Origin of the sequence: Hydrogenophaga sp. SL48, assembly GCF_021729865.1 — a bacterium.
GTDB lineage: Bacteria > Pseudomonadota > Gammaproteobacteria > Burkholderiales > Burkholderiaceae_C > Hydrogenophaga.
On the sequence record NZ_CP063400.1, the window covers coordinates 1,312,492 to 1,331,279 of the forward strand.

At 62.2% G+C, this 18,788-nt stretch carries 17 protein-coding genes and 1 tRNA gene; 12 read left to right on the forward strand and 6 right to left on the reverse strand.

Annotated elements, in window-relative coordinates; all coding sequences use genetic code 11:
- The first annotated feature begins 207 nt into the window (after positions 1 to 207).
- Together aceA and IM738_RS06305 are read left to right on the forward strand one after the other, a co-directional pair.
- Positions 208 to 1,539: an isocitrate lyase gene (aceA, locus tag IM738_RS06300; protein WP_236965037.1), complete on the forward strand. Its 1,332-nt coding sequence runs from the start codon at positions 208 to 210 to the stop codon at positions 1,537 to 1,539.
- A gap of 271 nt (positions 1,540 to 1,810) precedes the next feature.
- Positions 1,811 to 2,206: a DUF4189 domain-containing protein gene (locus IM738_RS06305; RefSeq protein ID WP_236965038.1), complete on the forward strand. Its 396-nt coding sequence runs from the start codon at positions 1,811 to 1,813 to the stop codon at positions 2,204 to 2,206.
- 83 nt (positions 2,207 to 2,289) lie between these two features.
- Here IM738_RS06305 and IM738_RS06310 read toward each other — a convergent pair whose 3' ends face one another.
- Both IM738_RS06310 and IM738_RS06315 read right to left on the reverse strand, forming a co-directional pair.
- Positions 2,290 to 2,994, reverse strand: coding sequence for a hypothetical protein (locus IM738_RS06310; protein ID WP_236965039.1), 705 nt, complete (start codon positions 2,992 to 2,994; stop codon positions 2,290 to 2,292).
- Between the two features lie 47 nt (positions 2,995 to 3,041).
- The gene (locus IM738_RS06315) at positions 3,042 to 5,483 is read right to left on the reverse strand and encodes a glycosyltransferase (RefSeq protein WP_236965040.1); all 2,442 of its coding nucleotides are present in this window, start codon (positions 5,481 to 5,483) and stop codon (positions 3,042 to 3,044) included.
- Between the two features lie 20 nt (positions 5,484 to 5,503).
- Between IM738_RS06315 and IM738_RS25900 the strand changes: the two genes are divergently transcribed.
- From IM738_RS25900 to IM738_RS06360, 10 genes are all read left to right on the forward strand, one after another.
- Complete coding sequence (locus IM738_RS25900) at positions 5,504 to 5,626, forward strand: hypothetical protein (protein ID WP_272907806.1); 123 nt, start codon at positions 5,504 to 5,506, stop codon at positions 5,624 to 5,626.
- 210 nt (positions 5,627 to 5,836) lie between these two features.
- Positions 5,837 to 7,744, forward strand: a complete 1,908-nt coding sequence (thrS, locus tag IM738_RS06320; protein ID WP_236965041.1) for a threonine--tRNA ligase — start codon at positions 5,837 to 5,839, stop codon at positions 7,742 to 7,744.
- Positions 7,745 to 7,852: 108 nt separating this feature from the next.
- Positions 7,853 to 8,461, forward strand: coding sequence for a translation initiation factor IF-3 (gene infC / locus IM738_RS06325; protein WP_272907868.1), 609 nt, complete (start codon positions 7,853 to 7,855; stop codon positions 8,459 to 8,461).
- Between the two features lie 182 nt (positions 8,462 to 8,643).
- Positions 8,644 to 8,847 (forward strand): 50S ribosomal protein L35, encoded by a 204-nt coding sequence (gene rpmI, locus IM738_RS06330; protein WP_066151481.1) that lies wholly within the window; start codon positions 8,644 to 8,646, stop codon positions 8,845 to 8,847.
- Between the two features lie 24 nt (positions 8,848 to 8,871).
- Complete coding sequence (rplT, locus tag IM738_RS06335) at positions 8,872 to 9,231, forward strand: 50S ribosomal protein L20 (protein WP_066151478.1); 360 nt, start codon at positions 8,872 to 8,874, stop codon at positions 9,229 to 9,231.
- A 128-nt stretch (positions 9,232 to 9,359) separates the two neighbouring features.
- A complete protein-coding gene (gene pheS, locus IM738_RS06340; protein ID WP_236965043.1) occupies positions 9,360 to 10,412 on the forward strand; it encodes a phenylalanine--tRNA ligase subunit alpha in 1,053 nt (350 codons plus the stop codon).
- 18 nt (positions 10,413 to 10,430) lie between these two features.
- Complete coding sequence (pheT, locus tag IM738_RS06345) at positions 10,431 to 12,857, forward strand: phenylalanine--tRNA ligase subunit beta (RefSeq protein ID WP_236965044.1); 2,427 nt, start codon at positions 10,431 to 10,433, stop codon at positions 12,855 to 12,857.
- 38 nt (positions 12,858 to 12,895) lie between these two features.
- Entirely contained in the window at positions 12,896 to 13,222 is a 327-nt protein-coding gene (locus IM738_RS06350) for an integration host factor subunit alpha (protein ID WP_159594477.1), read from the forward strand.
- 200 nt (positions 13,223 to 13,422) lie between these two features.
- Positions 13,423 to 13,875 (forward strand): MerR family transcriptional regulator, encoded by a 453-nt coding sequence (locus IM738_RS06355; RefSeq protein WP_236965045.1) that lies wholly within the window; start codon positions 13,423 to 13,425, stop codon positions 13,873 to 13,875.
- A 35-nt stretch (positions 13,876 to 13,910) separates the two neighbouring features.
- Positions 13,911 to 13,987 (forward strand) — tRNA-Pro (locus IM738_RS06360).
- A gap of 205 nt (positions 13,988 to 14,192) precedes the next feature.
- Here the strand turns inward: IM738_RS06360 and IM738_RS06365 are convergent.
- From IM738_RS06365 to IM738_RS06380, 4 genes are read right to left on the reverse strand one after another with little or no spacing between them, the layout of a single operon-like run.
- On the reverse strand, positions 14,193 to 15,167 hold the full coding sequence (locus IM738_RS06365) for a Bug family tripartite tricarboxylate transporter substrate binding protein (RefSeq protein WP_236965046.1): 975 nt from the start codon (positions 15,165 to 15,167) through the stop codon (positions 14,193 to 14,195).
- Positions 15,168 to 15,202: 35 nt separating this feature from the next.
- Positions 15,203 to 16,672, reverse strand: a complete 1,470-nt coding sequence (locus IM738_RS06370) for an NAD-dependent succinate-semialdehyde dehydrogenase (protein ID WP_236965047.1) — start codon at positions 16,670 to 16,672, stop codon at positions 15,203 to 15,205.
- A gap of 12 nt (positions 16,673 to 16,684) precedes the next feature.
- Positions 16,685 to 17,704: a dihydrodipicolinate synthase family protein gene (locus IM738_RS06375; RefSeq protein WP_236965048.1), complete on the reverse strand. Its 1,020-nt coding sequence runs from the start codon at positions 17,702 to 17,704 to the stop codon at positions 16,685 to 16,687.
- A 27-nt stretch (positions 17,705 to 17,731) separates the two neighbouring features.
- Positions 17,732 to 18,751 (reverse strand): ornithine cyclodeaminase family protein, encoded by a 1,020-nt coding sequence (locus IM738_RS06380; protein ID WP_236965049.1) that lies wholly within the window; start codon positions 18,749 to 18,751, stop codon positions 17,732 to 17,734.
- Between the last annotated feature and the right edge of the window lie 37 nt (positions 18,752 to 18,788).

An 18,788-nucleotide genomic window follows, 5' to 3' on the forward strand; every position in this document is an offset into this window, starting at 1 on the left:
TGCAAGAAATTTTCTTGATACAAGAAATATTATTCCGCAATGAGGAATTTGATCTGAATGATGTTGATTTTGAACGTTTATTTTTTTATCTTATATAAGACATAAGAGCTTGGAAAAGTCTTCTATAAGACTTAAAGTAGCTCCATCAGCATCCCGTTTGCATGCGGGCGCTGCCGGCCCCTTCTATCAACCTCACGGAGAGTTCAAATGCCCCAGTCCCTTACCGAACAACTGAGCCGCCAACAGCAGATCGACGCCCTGGAAAAAGACTGGGCCACCAACCCCCGCTGGAAGGGTGTGAAGCGCGGCTACTCCGCCGCTGACGTCGTGCGCCTGCGTGGCAGCATGCAGATTGAGCACACGCTGGCCAAGCGCGGCGCCGAGAAGCTTTGGGACAAGGTCAACGGCGGTGCCAAGAAGGGTTACGTCAACGCCTTCGGTGCCATCACCGCTGGCCAGGCCATGCAGCAGGCCAAGGCCGGCCTGGAAGCCGTGTACCTGTCGGGCTGGCAGGTTGCCGCCGACGGCAACACCAGCGAAACCATGTACCCCGACCAGTCGCTGTACGCCTACGACTCGGTGCCGACCATGGTCCGTCGCATCAACAACACCTTCAAGCGCGCTGATGAAATCCAGTGGGGTCGTGGCATCGAGCCGGGTTCCAAGGACTTCGTGGACTACTTCCTGCCGATCGTGGCCGATGCCGAAGCCGGTTTCGGCGGCGTGCTCAACGCCTTTGAACTGATGAAGAACATGATCGCTGCCGGTGCCGCTGGCGTTCACTTCGAAGACCAGCTGGCCGCCGTGAAGAAGTGCGGCCACATGGGTGGCAAGGTGCTCGTGCCCACGCAGGAAGCCTGCGAGAAGCTGATCGCTGCCCGTTTCGCTGCCGACGTGATGGGTGTCTCCACCATCGTGCTGGCCCGTACCGATGCCGAAGCCGCCAACCTGATCACCAGCGACCACGACGCCAACGACAAGCCCTTCCTGACCGGCGAGCGCACGCAAGAAGGTTTCTACCGCGTCAAGAACGGTCTGGAGCAAGCCATCAGCCGCGGTGTTGCCTATGCACCCTACGCTGACCTGGTGTGGTGCGAGACCGGCGTGCCCGACATCGGCTTTGCCCGTGAATTCGCCCAAGCCGTGCAGGCTGCCTGCCCGGGCAAGCTGCTGTCGTACAACTGCTCGCCGTCCTTCAACTGGAAGAAGAACCTGGACGACAAGCAGATCGCTTCCTTCCAGGAAGACCTGGCCGCGTTGGGCTACCGCTACCAGTTCATCACGCTGGCCGGCATCCACATCAACTGGTTCAACACCTTCCAGTTCGCCCACGCCTACGCCCGCGGCGAAGGCATGAAGCACTACACGGAGATGGTGCAAGAGCAGGAGTTCGCCGCTCGCGACAAGGGCTATACCTTCGTGTCACACCAGCAGGAAGTGGGCGCGGGTTACTTTGACGACGTGACCACCGTGATCCAGGGCGGCTCTTCCAGCGTGAAGGCCCTCACCGGCTCGACCGAAGAAGAGCAGTTCCACTGAAAGATCGGGGTTTGCTGCAAGCGCCGCGCCAATGCTCAGGCGCGCTCGCTGCGGCAACCCGCGACAGGGCCCCTGCGCACTGCGGTGCTTCAGGGGCCTTTCTATTTGTGGGCCGGGTAGACGCGAGCGCCCCAGACACGCTTCGTGGGGCACTGGGTGTGTCGCCAATTTCATACAGGCAGCCTCGTGGCCCGGCGATAGACTAGATGCCGTTGGCGTATTTGCCGATCTGGGCTGGCATGCCTGCCCGTCACAAACAGGAGAGATACAAGTGCTGATCAATTGGAAATGGGTGTCTGTGCTGTCCATCGCGGCAGTTTTGGCGGCTTGTGGTGGCGGTGGTGACACGACCGCCAGGGGCGCCATTGCCGTCAACACGTCGAATGGCTATGGGGCGATCGTGGTCAACTACACGTCACAACCCGAAGCCAACAGCGATGTGGTCGACAAATGCGCGGACGACAGTGGCGCTGGCTGTGCGGTGGTCCTGGAGTTTTCCGGCAACGGGACCTGCGGTTCTGCCGCGTGGGCTTCTGGCAACGGCGTGTGGGGTGTGGGCAGCGCGGGCTCCAAAGAGGTCGCTGATTCCCGTGCCTTGTCACAGTGCATCGCCAAGGGCGGCGTTTCGTGTGAAATCCCCCCTTGGCTGGAAACGCAGTGCAACTGACGTGCTGGCCGCATGTCGCGGCATGAAACAGAAAACCCGAGGCGATCTCGGGTTTTTTTTTGCCTTGTCAGGGTGAACCGGGTTCAGGGCGGGTCAGGTCGTCCCACACCATCTGCGACCAAGCCAAGCTCGGGCACACTGGGCATCCACAATGCGCCATCGTCCACATGGGGTGGCGCAAACTCGCGGCCTTTGCCGATGGTTTCGAGCTGGGCGCCGGTGTCATCCATCAAATAGTCGTACCCGATGGGTTGAAACCTCTTTTCAGGGTCCAGATGGGAGTACAGCGCAGCACGCGCCTGCCGGCGCTCCGATGTCAGCATCTTGAGGTGGTAGAGGTTGAACTCGGTGTCGACAATGCGGGCCTCGGGCACCAGCCCGGTCCAGGGTGAATGCAAGGGGGACGGGGATTCGGCCCAGCTGTGTGGCAGGCGAAGCAGGCGTGCCTGGCGTTTCTTGCCCCAGATGCCGTCGGTGCGGTAGCACTGCGTGGTGTACATCTCTCTCAGCGCAAATGAATAGGCGACCAGCCCCTCGGCTGCCGTGAGCGCGGGCATGGCGTCGGCCAGCGCGGTTTCAAATCGCTCGTCCGGATCGACTGCCAGCACCCAGCCAGCACCGGCCTGCCGCGCGGCCGCCAGCAGCTGTTTGCGCCGGGAAGGCTCGTCGCTGAACAGCTCGGTGCTGGCCCGGTCGTCGAATGCAATCCATCCGTCGACCAGAGGCTTCAGGTTGGTCAACAGGTCGGGGACCAGGTCAGCGTCATAACGAAACGAAAAAACGGCCATGACACGTTCTGCCGAAACGGTCGCGCGTGGCTGGTGATGGACGGAGATCACTTCGGTGAGCCTTTCTTTGTACCCGTGGTGGATGTCGGAGGGAGTGCCTCTTGAGAGGTTGTCATGATGCCCAATGCATAGATCACGCCGCCGAGTGCCAGCAGCGGAATGGCGATGACCGTGCTGAGCCCAGTGCCAGGCTCCACCACACGGATCGATACACGGATGGTGGAGCAGGTGCGGGCGATGACACCCCAAGCGAATGAAGCACGACCTCGTTGCTGGATGGCGTACCAGGCTTTGGCGGCACGTTGCCCGCGCTTGAATTGATCGACAAGAAACCCGCTCAGGGTGGATGGCCCACGGTGCATGGTTCTGACTTCAGGACACCAGATGGGGCGATTCTCGGGTGCGAGGCGGCTGTGAAATTCGGTGTCTTCTCCGCCCTCGATGTCCTCTCGGAATCGGCCATGCTGTTCGAACAGTTGCCGGTCGTATGAGGCCCCATATGTTTGAGCAAGCTCGATCGGCACGCGCGGCATGCGCCGACAGAAGAGACTCAGGTGGGCGGCCATCGCAATCGGATGCCTGGGGCGATGGCTCACGAGCGCACTGGCCACGGCACGGTGGCCCGCGCGATGCGCGTTCAATCGCGCTCCGATCCAGCCGGGTTGCGCCAGACAGTCCGAGGCCAGAAATGCGACATATCGGTGGGTGCTGACGTCCAAGCCGAGGTTGCGCGCACCGCCGGGATACAGGCGCTCCTGGCGTTGGACAACGGGGACGCTCAGACCGGCATCGCGGAGCAGGGCCTTCGCGTCACCCCCGCCGGAGTTGATGACGATCACATCACCGGGCGTCTGCTGATGCACCAGGGATCGCACGGCGTCAATCAGACTGGGGGGGCATTTGTGGGCGAGCACAATGGTGCAGATCTCCGGTGTGCTGATCGCCGCCGGGTCAACGTGGCTGTCCTCCGGCGTGTTTTCATCAGCGTCCAGCAAGGTGATGGCCACCAACCCGATGCCCAGAGTGCGCGCATCGGGGCTGATGCCTTCATCTCGCTGCGAAATCGAGTGATCTGTCTTGATGGACACAAACAGTGCGCCCGTTTCCCCCAGGCCTTCACCGATCGGCAGCCAGCGGGACCTGACCGTACCCACGCTCGTTCCTTCGTCTGCCCAGGTGACGGCAAGCTCCCCGTTGATGGAGCACTTGATGCTGCGATGGCTCATCAATGGCGACAGGTATGGCATGTACTCCACCCGCAGCCCCTGAGGGCGCGTGGACGGAGGGCGTAAGGCCGACAGCACCGCGTGCGGCTTGGCGCTCCAGCATCCCCACGGTTCGCGTGGGTGGAACCCAGACAGAGAGATCTTTCGGGTGTCGCCGATTTCCACCCGTTCTCCAGGCTGCAGGGGCTGCAGCCCGGTTCTGAGCGTGATCGCTGTCTCTTTGAGCAGCTGGATTTCACGCACGGATTCGGACTCGGTTGTCGAGCACCAGGTTTCCAGATGGTTGGCCACAGCCAAGCCAGAAGCCACATTGCGATTCTGGAAGAAGGATTCGATACAACTCTGGTACAGATCGAGGTAGCGCTCGATCCAGCGATCCAGCGAGCATTCGGATCGAACCAGTTGCCCGACAGCCATGGCCTGAGAAGCCGAATACCTGTCCAGTTCCGCGGCGATGAAGCGCTCTTGCAACGGTTGAATCAGTGCTCTCAATCCAAAATTCTGACTGCGCCATTGCGGGTATCGAACCGTATCCACCATGCCGGCGAGCCCTCGGTGATCACACAGCACGACAGGCCGTAGGCATGCCATTGCCTCGATGGCGGTGAGGCCGCTGGCAAAAATCAGGTCGTGGTCCGGAAACACCTGTTCAGGATGTGGCAGGAGCTTCCCCACGAGCGCGCCGGCAGTTTCCAGCGCAATGCCCTTGGCCCGGCACGCCGCCAGGATGGGCTCCAGCTGGTCTTTGCCTTTCACCATCACCAGGGCCTTGCGTGGCCTTTCGGGCAGGGGCAGACCGGGCAAGAAGCGTCGGGTGTCCACGGCGTTCTCGATCACCGTGACCCGGGCGGGATCGATGCCGCTTTCAATGGTGAGCCGGTCGTGGCTCGCATCGCCCACTGCCACATACCTGATGATGTTTTCGAGTGCGGGAGGCGCGTCATGCCACGCCGTGAAATCGTGGCAGACGAAGATGGTGGGGATGTGCGGAAAACGTGTTGCAGCGATACCCGTTTGCAGCGTGTGGTGCCCGTGAATGACGTCGGGCGTTTCCCGAATCTGATCGATCTTCGAAAGCACCGGAATGCCCAGTTGCCTCAGTTCATGTGCAATGGTGCCCAGCAGGGGGCTGTACACCATGGGCAAATGCCCCATCGCGCGCAGGCCTGCCGCCAGGTTCCTGGTGAACACCTCCGTTCCACTTCGTCCGTCCAGGCGGATGTTGGTGATCAGGACACGCAATGGCTTGTTGAACTGAGGCAACTTGAGTATCTGGTGAGCAAATGGATGTCATCGCCCCGAACAAGGGTGACCCGCTCCGTTTTTGCGGCCAGTTTATGGCGGCGTTTTTCGGTTCACGACGTTTGAAGAAACTGTATCAGCCGGCAGAGGTGAACGACCGCTGATGCATTGGCGCAGCGGGGTGAAGGCATTTTTATGGGAAAATCGCGGTTTTAGATCATGCAAGAGCGAGAAAGGCAAGTCTGGTTATGACACCGCGAACTACGAAGACGATGTCTTTGACCCACTGAGGTCTGCAGTTCGCGCCTGCCCGTTCCCTTTGTTCTCCATCTTCAGCGCGGCCTTTGCCGCGCTTTTTTGTTTCTGGACTTCCCATGCTTCACATCACGCTTCCCGACGGTTCACAACGCGAATTTCCCGGTCCGGTCACAGTGGCTGAGGTCGCTGCCTCCATCGGCACTGGGCTGGCGAAGGCCGCCTTGGCTGGGAAGATCAATGGCAAGGTGGTGGACACCAGTTTTCTGATCACTTCCAACAGCCCGCTGTCCATCATCACCGCCAAGGACGCCGATGGCCTGGAGGTGATCCGCCACTCCACGGCCCACTTGTTGGCCTATGCGGTGAAAGAGTTGTTTCCTGACGCTCAGGTGACCATCGGTCCTGTGATCGAGCACGGCTTCTTTTACGACTTTTCATACAAGCGCCCCTTCACGCCCGAAGATTTGGTGGCGATCGAAAAACGCATGACCGAACTGGCGAGCAAGGATGAGCCGGTCGTGCGTCGCGTGTTGCCGCGCGACGAGGCTGTGGCCTATTTCAAAGGGCTGGGTGAGCACTACAAGGCCGACATCATTGCCAGCATCCCGAGCGGGGAAGATGTGTCGCTGTATCGCGAAGGCAAGTTTGAAGACCTGTGCCGCGGCCCGCACGTGCCGAGCACGGGCAAGCTCAAGCATTTCAAGCTGATGAAAGTGGCCGGCGCCTACTGGCGCGGCGATCACCGCAACGAGATGCTGCAGCGCATCTACGGCACGGCTTGGGCGACCAAGGACGAGTTGCAGCAGTACCTGACGATGCTGGAAGAGGCCGAAAAACGCGATCACCGCAAGCTGGGCCGTGAGCTGGATCTGTTTCACATCGATGAACACTCGCCGGGCACGGTGTTCTGGCACCCCAAGGGGTGGACCGTTTGGCAAGAGGTTGAGCAGTACATGCGCAAGGTGTATCGCGACAACGGTTACCAGGAGGTCAAAGGCCCGCAGATTCTGGATCAAGGTCTGTGGGAGAAGACGGGCCACTGGGACAAATACCGTGAGAACATGTTCGTGACCGAGTCGGAGAAGCGTGATTACGCTTTGAAGCCGATGAACTGTCCGGGTCATATCATCATCTTCAAGCAGGGCATCAAGAGCTACCGTGATCTTCCGCTGCGTTTTGGCGAGTTCGGCCAGTGCCACCGCAACGAGCCGTCGGGCGGGCTTCACGGCATCATGCGGGTGCGCGCCTTCACCCAGGACGATGGCCACATTTTCTGTACCGAGGACCAGATCCAGGCCGAGGTGGTGGCGTTCACCACGTTGCTGCAGAAGGTCTACAAGGACTTTGGATTCACCGACATCATCTACAAGCTGTCCACCCGTCCCGAAAAGCGCATTGGCACAGAAGAGAGCTGGGACCGCGCCGAGGCAGCGCTGGCTGAGGGCTTGAAGGCCTCCGGCTGCAACTTCGAGTACTTGCCAGGCGAGGGCGCCTTCTACGGTCCGAAGATCGAGTACACCTTGAAAGACGCGCTGGGTCGGCCGTGGCAGTGCGGGACCATACAGGTGGACCCGAATCTGCCCGAGCGCCTGGATGCCGAGTACGTGGGCGAAGATGGCTTGCGCCATCGCCCGATCATGTTGCACCGCGCCATCGTGGGCAGCTTGGAGCGTTTCATCGGGATTCTGATCGAGCAGCATGCCGGTGCCTTGCCTGTTTGGCTGGCGCCGGTGCAGGTTGCGGTGCTCAATATCACGGACGCGCAGGCAGATTGCTGTCGCGAAATTGTCAAATCACTGCAAAATCAAGGGCTTAGGGTCATGACAGACCTGCGCAACGAGAAAATCACGTATAAAATACGGGAGCACGCGTTGCAAAAGCTGCCTTACATCCTCGTCGTGGGCGACAAGGAGAAGGATGCTGGCGCCGTGGCTGTACGGGCGCGGGGTAACAAAGACCTCGGTGTCATGCCGCTGGAAGACTTTTCCAGACTGATCGCGGCTGACGTTTCATCCAAGGTTTGAATTCAAACATCCGGTTGATCCCTCTGCGGCTGCTGCGCACTTCGCAGATGCTTTGGGGCGCCGAGGGGTGGCCCGCTTGTCATTTCTGCCCACACAAAGGAATTCACCATAGCTACCAACTTTCGCGACCGCCGCCAACGCGAAGAGCGCGCACACCGACTGAACCGTGAAATCATGGCTCCGGAGGTTCGTCTCAACGGGCCCGAAAACGAGCCGCTGGGCATTGTCAGTCTGATGGATGCGCTGCGCATGGCCGGTGAGCTGGATGTGGATCTGGTTGAAATTGCCGCCACCGCTGTGCCACCCGTGTGTCGCCTGATGGACTACGGCAAGTTCAAGTACCAGGAACAGAAAAAGGCGGCAGAAGCCAAGGCCAAGCAGACGGTCATCGAGATCAAGGAAATCAAGTTTCGCCCGGGCACCGATGACGGTGACTACAACATCAAGATGCGCAACATTCGGCGCTTTCTCGATGATGGAGACAAATGCAAGATCACGCTGCGCTTTCGTGGCCGCGAGATCACGCACCAGGAACTGGGTTTGGCCTTGCTCAATCGCATCCGTGATGAGCTTGCCGATTCGATTGTGATCGAGCAGTTTCCCAAGCTCGAAGGGCGCCAGATGATCATGATGATCGCGCCCGGGCGCAAAAAGGCTGGTGGTGGCGCGCCCAAGGCAGAGGCCGCAGCGCAAAGCACCGAGCAGTCGGCGTCTTGAGCGGGGTCTGAATCAACAAGATTGAACGGGCAGGGTAGTCTCCTGCCGGTTTGAGGCTCATGGTGAAAGCTGTGGTGCCGAATAGAAAGGCCGAAAGGCTTTTCATCAAAAGTGGCTCGGGGCCAACAAGTCCGCGGAAGGTTCGCGGCGCCTCACGAGCACAAATGAAAAGGAGCATGTACATGCCCAAAATGAAGACCAAGAGCAGCGCGAAGAAGCGTTTTCGCGTTCGTCCCGGTGGCACCGTCAAGCGCGGTCAAGCCTTCAAACGTCACATCCTGACCAAGAAGACCACCAAGAACAAGCGCCATCTGCGTGGTGCGGTGACTGTCCATGAGACCAATATGGGTCACATGGCACAGATGCTGCCCGGCATGGGCATTTGATCAACGACGAACAAGGAGCTACACATGCCTCGCGTCAAACGTGGTGTAACGGCACGCGCCCGTCACAAAAAAGTTCTCGCCCTAGCAAAGGGCTTTCGCGGTCGCCGCGGTAACGTCTTCCGCATCGCCAAACAGGCGGTGATGAAGGCAGGGCAATACGCCTACCGTGACCGCCGCACCAAGAAGCGCGTCTTCCGTCAGCTGTGGATCGCGCGTATCAACGCCGGTGCACGTGCTTGCGGCCTGACGTACAGCCAGTTCGCCAATGGCCTGAAGAAGGCTCAGATCGAGATTGACCGCAAGGTCTTGGCCGATCTGGCTGTTAACGACGTTGCTGCTTTCAACAGCATCGTGGAGCAAGTCAAAGCCAAGCTGGCCGCTTGATTCACGGCGGAAGCCGCTGTTGCCCGCAAGGGTGATCGTGGTTTCCCGTCGCTCAAAGGGGTTGAGGCTTGAGGGATTTCCCTCGGTGCTCTCAGCCCCTTTTTTGTTTTGCCAAACACTGAACACACATGAACGAGTTGGACGCACTGGTTGACAGCGCACGCGCTGGTTTCGCGCAAGCCGCCACCCCGGCCGATCTGGAAAACGCCAAGGCCCTGTACCTGGGCAAATCGGGCCGCATCACCGAGCTGATGAAGGGCATGGCGGCGCTGCCGGTCGAAGAAAAGAAAACCCGAGGTGCGGCCATCAACATGGCCAAGCAGGCCATCGAAGCTGCGCTGACCGATCGCCGCCAGGCGCTGGCCGACGCCGAACTCGAAACCCAGCTCAAGGCCGAAGCGCTGGACGTGACGTTGCCCGGCCGTCAGCGCGGGCAGGGCGGTCTGCACCCCGTGAGCCTGACGCTGGAGCGCATCGAGGCGATCTTCAGCTCGCAGGGCTTCGAGGTCGCCGAAGGCCCAGAGATCGAATCCGACTGGTTCAATTTCACCGCACTCAACACGCCCGAGGATCATCCGGCGCGTTCGATGCACGACACTTTTTACGTGGAAGGCGGCAGCGACAAAGCGCCCAACCTGCTGCGCACCCACACCAGCCCGATGCAGATCCGTCACGCGGTACAGCATGTGAAGCGCCACCGCGCAGCGCTGGACGTCGGCCTGCCCATGCCTGAGATCCGCGTCATCGCGCCGGGTCGCACCTACCGAGTGGACAGCGACGCGACGCACTCGCCCATGTTCCACCAGTGCGAAGGCCTATGGATCGGCGAGAACGTGAGTTTCAAGGACCTCAAGGTCGTCTTCACCGACTTCTGCCGCACCTTCTTTGAAAGCGACGATCTGGTGCTGCGTTTCCGTCCGAGCTTCTTCCCGTTCACCGAGCCCAGCGCCGAGATCGACATCCAGTTCCAGAGCGGTCCGCTGGCCGGCCGCTGGCTGGAGGTGGCCGGCTCCGGCGAGGTGCATCCGAACGTGGTGCGCAACATGGGGCTGGATCCTGAACGTTACATCGGCTTCGCCTTCGGCATGGGCCCGGACCGCCTGACCATGCTGCGCTACGGCGTGAACGACCTGCGCCTCTTTTTCGATGGCGATATCCGCTTCCTCTCGCAGTTCCGCTGACCTCTTCGGTACGACACGATGCAATTTCCCGAATCCTGGCTGCGTGCCTTCTGCAATCCTTCCCTGACCAGTCAGCAACTCGCCGACACCCTGACCATGGCCGGTTTGGAGGTCGAAGAACTGCGCCCGTTTGCGCCTGCTTTCACGGGCGTGGTGGTGGGCCAGATCCTGAGCGCTGATCAACACCCCAATGCCGACCGCCTGCGTGTGTGCCAGGTGGACGTGGGGCAAGGTGCTCCGCTGAACATCGTCTGTGGTGCGCCAAACGCCCGCGCCGGCATCAAAATTCCGTGCGCCACCGTGGGTGCCTTGCTGCCACCGGGTGAAGACGGCAAAGCCTTCGAGATCAAGCTCGGCAAACTGCGCGGCGTCGAAAGCCAGGGCATGCTGTGCTCGGCCAAAGAACTGCAGATCTCCGAAGAGAGCAATGGCCTGCTGGAGCTGGGTGACGACGCCGTGATCGGTCGCGACATCCGCGAGCAACTGGCTCTGGACGACATGCTGTTCACGCTCAAACTCACACCCAACCTGGCGCACTGCCTGAGCGTGTACGGTATCGCGCGCGAGGTGTCGGCATTGACCGACACGCCGCTGCTGCAGCCCGAGTTCCCCAAAGTCCCCGTGCAGGTGCAGGACCGCCTGCCGGTGAGCGTGCAGGCACCCGATCTGTGCGGCCGTTTCAGTGGACGCGTGGTGCGCGGCGTGAACACGAAGGCGCAGACGCCCGCCTGGATGATCGAGCGCCTCGCGCGCTGCGGTCAGCGAAGCATTTCGCCGCTGGTGGACATCTCCAACTACGTGATGTTCGAGCTGGGCCGCCCCTCGCACATCTTCGACCTCGACAAGATCCACGGTGGCTTGCAGGTGCGCTGGGGTCGCGAGGGCGAACAGCTCAAACTGCTCAATGGCAACACCGTCACGGTCGATGGCGGTGTGGGCGTGATCGCGGACGACAAGGAAGTCGAGTCGCTTGCCGGCATCATGGGCGGCGATGCCACAGCCGTCTCGGACGACACGCAGAACATCTTCATCGAAGCTGCTTTCTGGTGGCCCAAGGCCATCGCTGGCCGTTCGCGTCGCTACAACTTCAGCACCGATGCCGGTCACCGCTTCGAACGCGGTGTGGATCCGTCCACGACCGTCGAACACGTGGAGCGCATCACGCAGCTGGTGCTGGACATTTGTGGTGGTCAGGCAGGTCCGTTGGACGATCAGACACTGGCGCTGCCCGAAGGCAAGCCGGTCACCCTGCGCGTCGCGCGTGCGGCCAAGGTCATCGGCATGCCGGTCACGCAAGCGCAGTGTGCGGGAGCTTTGCGCCGCCTGGGCCTGGACGTGACCGAAGGCGAGGGTACTGTGACCGTGGCTCCGCCTGCCTTCCGTTTCGATCTGCAGATCGAGGAAGACCTGATTGAAGAGGTGGCGCGCGTCATCGGCTACGAGCAATTGCCGACCCATCCGCCGCTGGCACCGATCACTGCCAAGCTGCGCGCCGAGTCCAGGCGAGGCCCGTTTGCTGTGCGCCGTCAGCTGGCGCAACTGGGATACCAGGAAACCATCAACTTCAGCTTCGTGGAAGAGCGCTGGGAGCGCGAACTGGCAGGCAATGCCGACCCGATCAGATTGTTGAACCCGATCGCCAGCCAGATGAGCGTGATGCGCTCCTCGCTGCTCGGCAGTCTGATCGCGGTACTCAAGTTCAACCTGGACCGCAAGGCTCAGCGCGTGCGCCTGTTCGAGCTGGGCCGCGTGTTCCGCAAGGACGCCTCGGTGCCAGACAGCGACACCAGCGTGGCCGGATTTGATCAGCCCATGCGCGTTGCCGGTCTGGCCTACGGGAGTGTGGACAGCCTTCAGTGGGGCAGCGCTGAACGTGGTGCCGATTTCTTCGACGTGAAAGGTGATGTGCAAGCGCTGCTGGCGCCGCTGCAACCGGGTTTCAAGCCCGCTGAGCATCCCGCGATGCACCCCGGTCGCTGTGCCAGCGTCTGGCTGGGCGAACGTTGTGTCGGTCATGTGGGTGAACTGCATCCGAAATGGCGCCAAGCCTACGACCTCACGCAAGCGCCGGTGATGTTCGAACTGGCGCTCGACGCCGTGCTCCAGCGCGATGTGCCGGTGTTCCAGACCGTGAGTCGCCACCAGCCGGTGGAGCGCGACCTTGCCATTGTGGTCAAGGAGTCGGTGACGCATGCCGCCGTGGTGGACGCGATCCGCTCTGGCGGAGGCCTCTTGCTGCGCGACGTGGTGCTGTTCGACGTGTACCGACCCAAGCGCTTGGCCGATGGCTCCTTGTCGGGCGGTTTGACTGCGGACGAGAAGAGTCTGGCGGTGCGACTGACGCTCAACCGTGACGACGCTACACTGACCGAAGAAGAAATCGAGTCAGTGGTCAAAGACGCGCTCGATGCGCTGTCCCGCCGTGTGCACGCCCGGTTGCGTTGAGTTGGCATTGAGTCTCAGAACAAACGAGGAGAACCTTCATGGAACTTGCCGTCGAAAGCTTGGAAACTCCAGCGCTGACCAAGGCCCAACTGGCTGAGTTGCTGTTTGACCAGATCGGTCTGAACAAACGCGAATCGAAAGACATGATTGACGCGTTCTTTGATCTCATCACCGACAGCTTGGTGGAAGGCACCGACGTGAAGATTTCGGGTTTTGGCAACTTCCAGATCCGCACAAAGGCCCCCCGACCGGGTCGCAATCCCCGCACGGGAGAACCCGTAGCGATTGAAGCCCGTCGAGTGGTCACCTTCCACGCCAGCCCCAAGCTCAAGGAACAGGTTCAGACGGCCGTGATCGGAAGTTGACGGCAATCCCCTTCAAGCACAAATAAGAAAAACGGTGACTTTTGTCACCGTTTTTTTTGGAAGAGCTCGTGACCCAAGTGAGATGAAATCTTACTTCTTGTCACAATCGCAACAGTGCTCGCAGAAATTTGTCCCGTGTTGCGCGGACCAGTCATTGTTAGAGTAAATTTCAAGGTTCGGTTTGTACCGCTTTGATTTTCATGGAAAAAACCCTCCCACCCATACCGGCCAAGCGCTACTTCACCATCGGTGAAGTGGGCGAACTGTGTGGCGTCAAACCGCATGTGCTGCGGTACTGGGAGCAAGAATTTACCCAGTTGCGGCCGATGAAGCGCCGGGGTAACCGCCGCTACTACCAGCACCATGAAGTACTCATGATCCGGCGCATCCGCGAACTGCTGTACGACCAGGGTTTCACCATCAGCGGTGCACGCAACAAGCTGCAAGAGCTGGTGCAATCCGAACGTGACCGGCGGCGGACTGACGACGAGGACACGGTCGATGTGGTTGACTTTGGTATGGCCGTTGGTACAGGTGATGAAATCGTTGACGCGCCGATTGCCGAAGTTCCCTTTGCCATTCCCGTGTCGGCGTTGATCGGCATGCGGCGCGAACTTATGGAAATTCGCGAGCTTCTGAGTCTTCAAGTCTGAATTGCTCCAATTACTGGCTATAATGTGAGGCTTGTCGGCGTGTAGCGCAGCCTGGTAGCGCACTTGCATGGGGTGCAAGGGGTCGCGAGTTCGAATCCCGCCACGCCGACCAAAAACGCAATAAGCCCGGAGTCTCACGACTCCGGGCTTTTTTGTTTTTTCCTCTGCGTTCGAGCGACAAACTCCCAGAAATCACGGTCCCACAGCACCTGGCCTCTGACCAGTCGTCCGCGATGGAGCCTCAACGCTCCGTGAAACAACGACCGCAACGCGCGAAGACTCCAGTGCCATCTCCTGCATGCAGGCGCACCAAGCAGCTATGGCTTGAACGTCAGTTTGGCCTCGGTGGCGATGCGGCGGTACACCGTCATGTCTTGCTGCACCGAGGTGGCCAGGGCTGCAGGGGGGCCGCCTGCTGCGGTGATGCCCAGGTCCTCCAGTTGTTTCACCAGCGTGGGATCTGCCAGCGCGGCGTTCACCGCCTTGTTGAGCTTTTCTAACAGCGGGGCGGGGGTTCCGGGCGGTGCGAACAGACCCAGCCAGGAGCTCAGGACGTACTCTTTCAGGCCGCTCTCTGCCGCCGTGGGGACGCCGGGCAGGCGCGGGTCGCGGTGCTTGCCCGTGACCGCGATGATCTTCACCTTGCCCGCGTCGGCGTACGACTTGGCGGTCGCGTCGAAGGTCAGGTCCAGCACCCCACCGGCGACATCGATGATGGCGGCCGAAGTGGACTTGTACGGCACATGGACCATCTCCGTGCCGGTGAGCCGCTGGAAGAACTCACCGGCAAAGTGGGCCCCGCTGCCCATGCCCGCGCTGCCGTAGCTCAGCTGGCCGGGGTTTTTCCTGGCGTGGGCGATGAACTCGCCGAGTGTGTTGACGGGCAACCGGGCGCTCACCACGACGGGCAGACCGTACGTGCCCACCAGGGCCACGGGCATCAGTGCTTTCACCGGGTCGTACTTCACCGTCGAGTCCGTGATGGGCAGGATGGTGTAGCTGGGATTGGTGAAGAGCAGGGTCATGCCGTCCGGGTCGGCGCGCATGACGGTCTCGGAGCCGATGCGCGAACCCGCACCCGGCCGGTTCTCGATGACCATGGTCAACGCCAGCGACTTCGACACGCGGTCCAGGACGCCCCGCGCCACCTGGTCGGTGATGCCGCCCGCCACGAAGGGCACGACCACCTTGATCACGTTGGCGCCGGATTGCGCCAACGCCGCAGTCGTCGGGCCGAGCACAGCCGCACCGACGAGTGCTTTCAGCAGGCGACGTTTGGATGGATGGAACATGGAAGTCTCCTTGTTGTGATTCGAAAACAGGACGATCAGTCGTTGTCGATGCCGTCCCAGCACAGGTACTTGATTTCGATGAACTCCTCGATGCCGTACTGGGAGCCTTCGCGCCCCAGGCCGCTCTGCTTGACGCCGCCGAAGGGCGCGACCTCGGTCGAGATCAGGCCGGTGTTGATGCCCACCATGCCGCACTCCAGGGCCTCGGCCGTGCGCCAGATGCGGGACGCGTCCCGGCTGAACAGGTAGGACGCCAGGCCGAACTCGGTGTCGTTGGCCAGGGCGATCGCTTCGTCGTCGGTCGTGAAGCGGATCAGGGGCATCACCGGGCCGAAGGTCTCCTCAATGGCGACGGCCATGTGGGGCGCCACGTCGGCGAGCACCGTGGGCTCGTAGAAACCGCCCCCCAGGGCGTGGCGCTGTCCGCCGGTGAGCACACGCGCGCCCGCCGCGACGGCGTTGGCCACATGCGCCTCGACTTTGCGGACGGCGGCGGCGTCGATCATCGGACCGATCTGCACGCCGTCGTCCAGCCCGTTGCCAACCTTCAGGCCCGCCACGCGCTCGGCGAGGCGCCGGGCCAGCGCGTCGTGGATGCCGTCTTGCACCAGCACGCGGTTGGCCGCGATGCAGGACTGGCCTGTGTTGCGGAACTTGGCCACCAGGATGCCTTCGACGGCCCGTTCGAGGTCCGCGTCGTCGAACACGATGCAGGGCGCGTTGCCGCCCAGCTCCATCGAGCACTTTTTGATCGTCGAAGCCGACTGCTGCAACAGCACACGACCGACTTCTGTGGACCCTGTGAAGGTGATTTTGCGAACCAGGGGATGCGAGGTCAGCACGCCGCCGATGGCGCGCGTGTCGGCGCCAGTGAGCACGCTGAACACGCCGGCAGGCACACCCGCGCGCAATGCCAGCTCACCCAGGGCCAGCGCCGTCAGTGGCGTCTGGCTGGCGGGCTTGACCACCATGGTGCAGCCGGCCGCCAGCGCCGGGCCGGCCTTGCGGGCGATCATCGCGGCCGGGAAGTTCCAGGGCGTGATCGCCGCGCAGACGCCGATGGGCTGCTTGAGCGTGACGATGCGCTGCGTGTCCTTGGGCGCCGGGATGACCTCACCACGCACGCGCTTGGCTTCCTCGGCGAACCACTGCACGAAGCCGGTGGCATAGTCGATCTCGCCGCGGGCCTCGGCCAGGGGCTTGCCTTCCTCCAGCGTGATCAGCGTGGCCAGGTCGTCCTTGCTGTCCACGATGAGCTGCCACCAGCGGTACAGGATTTGCGAACGGTGCCTGGCCGTCGTCTTGCGCCAGCTGCGGAAGGCTTTGTCCGCGGCTTCCACGGCGCGCGTGGTCTCGTCGTCCTTGCAACGCGGAAGGCGGGCCAGCAGTTCCCCGTTGGCCGGATTGAAGAGATCCGAGGCGCCGTGCGGCGTGTCGGTGATCCACTGGCCGTCGATCAGCGCGGCTTCGCGCCAGAGGCCCGGGTCTTTGAGCAGGGTCTTCATTCGGGTACTTGCTCAGCAAGGGAAACGGCCAACCATGAACTGGCTGTCGGGGTCGTCGGTCACGGGCAGGCCGGACGCCACCAGGCCCTGGCGCAGTGGCTTCATGAAGCGGTCGGGAATGCGCATGGCCGGCGCACGCAGGGGGCCGCCGTTGAAGCCGGCCAGCCAGTCCTGGTACTTCCACATGGTGCGGTTCAGCACACCGGTGCCGCCGGCGTACGACTGGGCGGCCGCGCCGTTGGCGCTGCGCGCGGGGTTGACCTTCCAGTACAGCGCCATGGCGGCCTCCCATTCGCCCTGGCGGGCGAGTTCGAAGGCACGGGGGTAGTAGTCGCTCATCCACTGCGTGTTGCTGGTGCCCGAGAACTGCAGCTTCATCAGGCTCATCAGGGGAATGGCGTCGCCCTCGATGGGGCAGCTGATCACCACCTCGTCGCGGAAGTGGTGGTACATCTCGCAGATGCCAGCCGGCAGCGGAAAGCCCTGTTCGGACTTGATGGCCACGATGTTGGGGCAGTCCTTCAGGAGGCGCCGCACCAGCTCCACCGACATGCCGGACGGGTGCACGCGCTCGAAGCCCCACAGCGGGATCGGAAACAGCATCACGGCCAGGTCGGTCGCGTCGCAGAACTGTTTGGTGTAGTCGTAGATCTCCTGTTCGCTCGTGGGCCAGAACTGGGGCGGGTAGGACAGCAGAACGATGTCGGCGCCGGCCTTCTCGGCGAGCTTCACGGCCCGGATGTTTTCGGCCAGCGTGCCGAAGGCTGCGTGGAAGAAGAGACCAAAGTCCTGACCACCGGCCTCGCGCGCCAGGGACGTGAACTGCGCGTTTTCTTCGGGTGTGATGGCCACCTCGGCGCACAGCAGGGTGTAGGTGTAGCCCAGCTGCTTGGCCAGCTCAACGTCGTGGCGGATGCCGCGCTCGTTGAGCCGGGTGAGGTCGGCCGAGTAGGAGGGGATGGTGACTGCGGAGCAGCCCACCAGATGTTCACGGGCCCAGGCGCGGGCGTCACTGCGTTGGTACGAAGCCATGGTGTTCCTTGTGGAGGCGGGAGAGGGTTACTTGGAAACGGGGACGATGCTGTGGGCGAGCGGTGTGCCGACGCCCTGTTCGCGGGCGCGGGCCAGCAGCATTTCGGCGGTGACGACGTCCTGCAAGGCGGAGCCGACGGACTTGTAGACCACGATGTCGGCGGCGTTCTGGCGAACCGCCTTGCCCGACACGAAGTCGCTGAGCGAGACCAGCTTGGACGACACATCGACATCGGCCCGGCGCGCGGCCAGCAGGTCGCCGGTGTCGTGCGCGACCTCCTCGACCATGTCGGCGACGATGAGGTGGGCCCGCGCCAGCACCTGTTCGTCCACCTCACGCTGTTCGGGCAGGGTGGAGCCAATGGACACCACCGTCATGCCAGGCTCCAGCCACTCACCCCGCAGCACGGGCGACTCGTCGCGGCTGCGCGCGGCGCACAGGACCACGTCGGCGCCCTGCACAGCGTCCTGTGCGGAGGCCACCGGCACCACCTCCAGAGAGGTCTGGCTGTGCATGTCGGCGGCGAAGCGCTCGCGACTGGCGGGCGTGGGGCTGAAGACCTGGACAGCCGCCAGCGCGCGGACCGAGGCCAGGGCCAGCAGCAACCCGCGGGCCTCGAAGCCCGAGCCGATCACGGCCACGCGCAGCGGCCGCCGGGGCGCCGCCGTGTCGACCGCGACCGCGGCCGTGGCGGCGGTGCGGATGCCCGTGATCCGGTTGCCGTCGATGAGGGCGGTCAGGCCCATCGTGGTCTGGTCAAAGAGCGAGATGAGGTAGCTGGCCCGGCGGTGTGTCATCGACGCCGAGATCAGCTTGCAGCCCAGGTGGCCACCCGAGGGTGACACGGCGGTGAGCGCCCGCAGCCACAGGCCGTTGCCCCGGGCCATCGAGCGCGGAGGCAACATGGCAGGGTCGACGTCGCTGGCGTAGGCCTGGCGCAGCGCCTGAACCGCCGAGGCCCAGTCCGCGAGTTGTTCGACGTCGGCGTCGGAGATGAAGAGGGTCGGCGGCACACCGGTGGCCGCAAGGTGGTGGGTGATTCCCAAGGCATGTCTCCTGTTGATGGGAGTGCATGCTAGGGAT

Excerpts from the sequence above, each read along its gene's own strand:
- aceA (WP_236965037.1), top strand. The coding sequence starts at position 208 with ATGCCCCAGTCCCTTACCGAACAACTGAGCCGCCAACAGCAGATCGAC.
- IM738_RS06310 (WP_236965039.1), bottom strand. The coding sequence starts at position 2,994 with ATGGCCGTTTTTTCGTTTCGTTATGACGCTGACCTGGTCCCCGACCTG.
- IM738_RS25900 (WP_272907806.1), top strand. The coding sequence starts at position 5,504 with ATGGATGTCATCGCCCCGAACAAGGGTGACCCGCTCCGTTTTTGCGGC.
- thrS (WP_236965041.1), top strand. The coding sequence starts at position 5,837 with ATGCTTCACATCACGCTTCCCGACGGTTCACAACGCGAATTTCCCGGT.
- rpmI (WP_066151481.1), top strand. The coding sequence starts at position 8,644 with ATGCCCAAAATGAAGACCAAGAGCAGCGCGAAGAAGCGTTTTCGCGTT.
- rplT (WP_066151478.1), top strand. The coding sequence starts at position 8,872 with ATGCCTCGCGTCAAACGTGGTGTAACGGCACGCGCCCGTCACAAAAAA.
- pheS (WP_236965043.1), top strand. The coding sequence starts at position 9,360 with ATGAACGAGTTGGACGCACTGGTTGACAGCGCACGCGCTGGTTTCGCG.
- pheT (WP_236965044.1), top strand. The coding sequence starts at position 10,431 with ATGCAATTTCCCGAATCCTGGCTGCGTGCCTTCTGCAATCCTTCCCTG.
- IM738_RS06350 (WP_159594477.1), top strand. The coding sequence starts at position 12,896 with ATGGAACTTGCCGTCGAAAGCTTGGAAACTCCAGCGCTGACCAAGGCC.
- IM738_RS06355 (WP_236965045.1), top strand. The coding sequence starts at position 13,423 with ATGGAAAAAACCCTCCCACCCATACCGGCCAAGCGCTACTTCACCATC.
- IM738_RS06365 (WP_236965046.1), bottom strand. The coding sequence starts at position 15,167 with ATGTTCCATCCATCCAAACGTCGCCTGCTGAAAGCACTCGTCGGTGCG.
- IM738_RS06370 (WP_236965047.1), bottom strand. The coding sequence starts at position 16,672 with ATGAAGACCCTGCTCAAAGACCCGGGCCTCTGGCGCGAAGCCGCGCTG.
- IM738_RS06375 (WP_236965048.1), bottom strand. The coding sequence starts at position 17,704 with ATGGCTTCGTACCAACGCAGTGACGCCCGCGCCTGGGCCCGTGAACAT.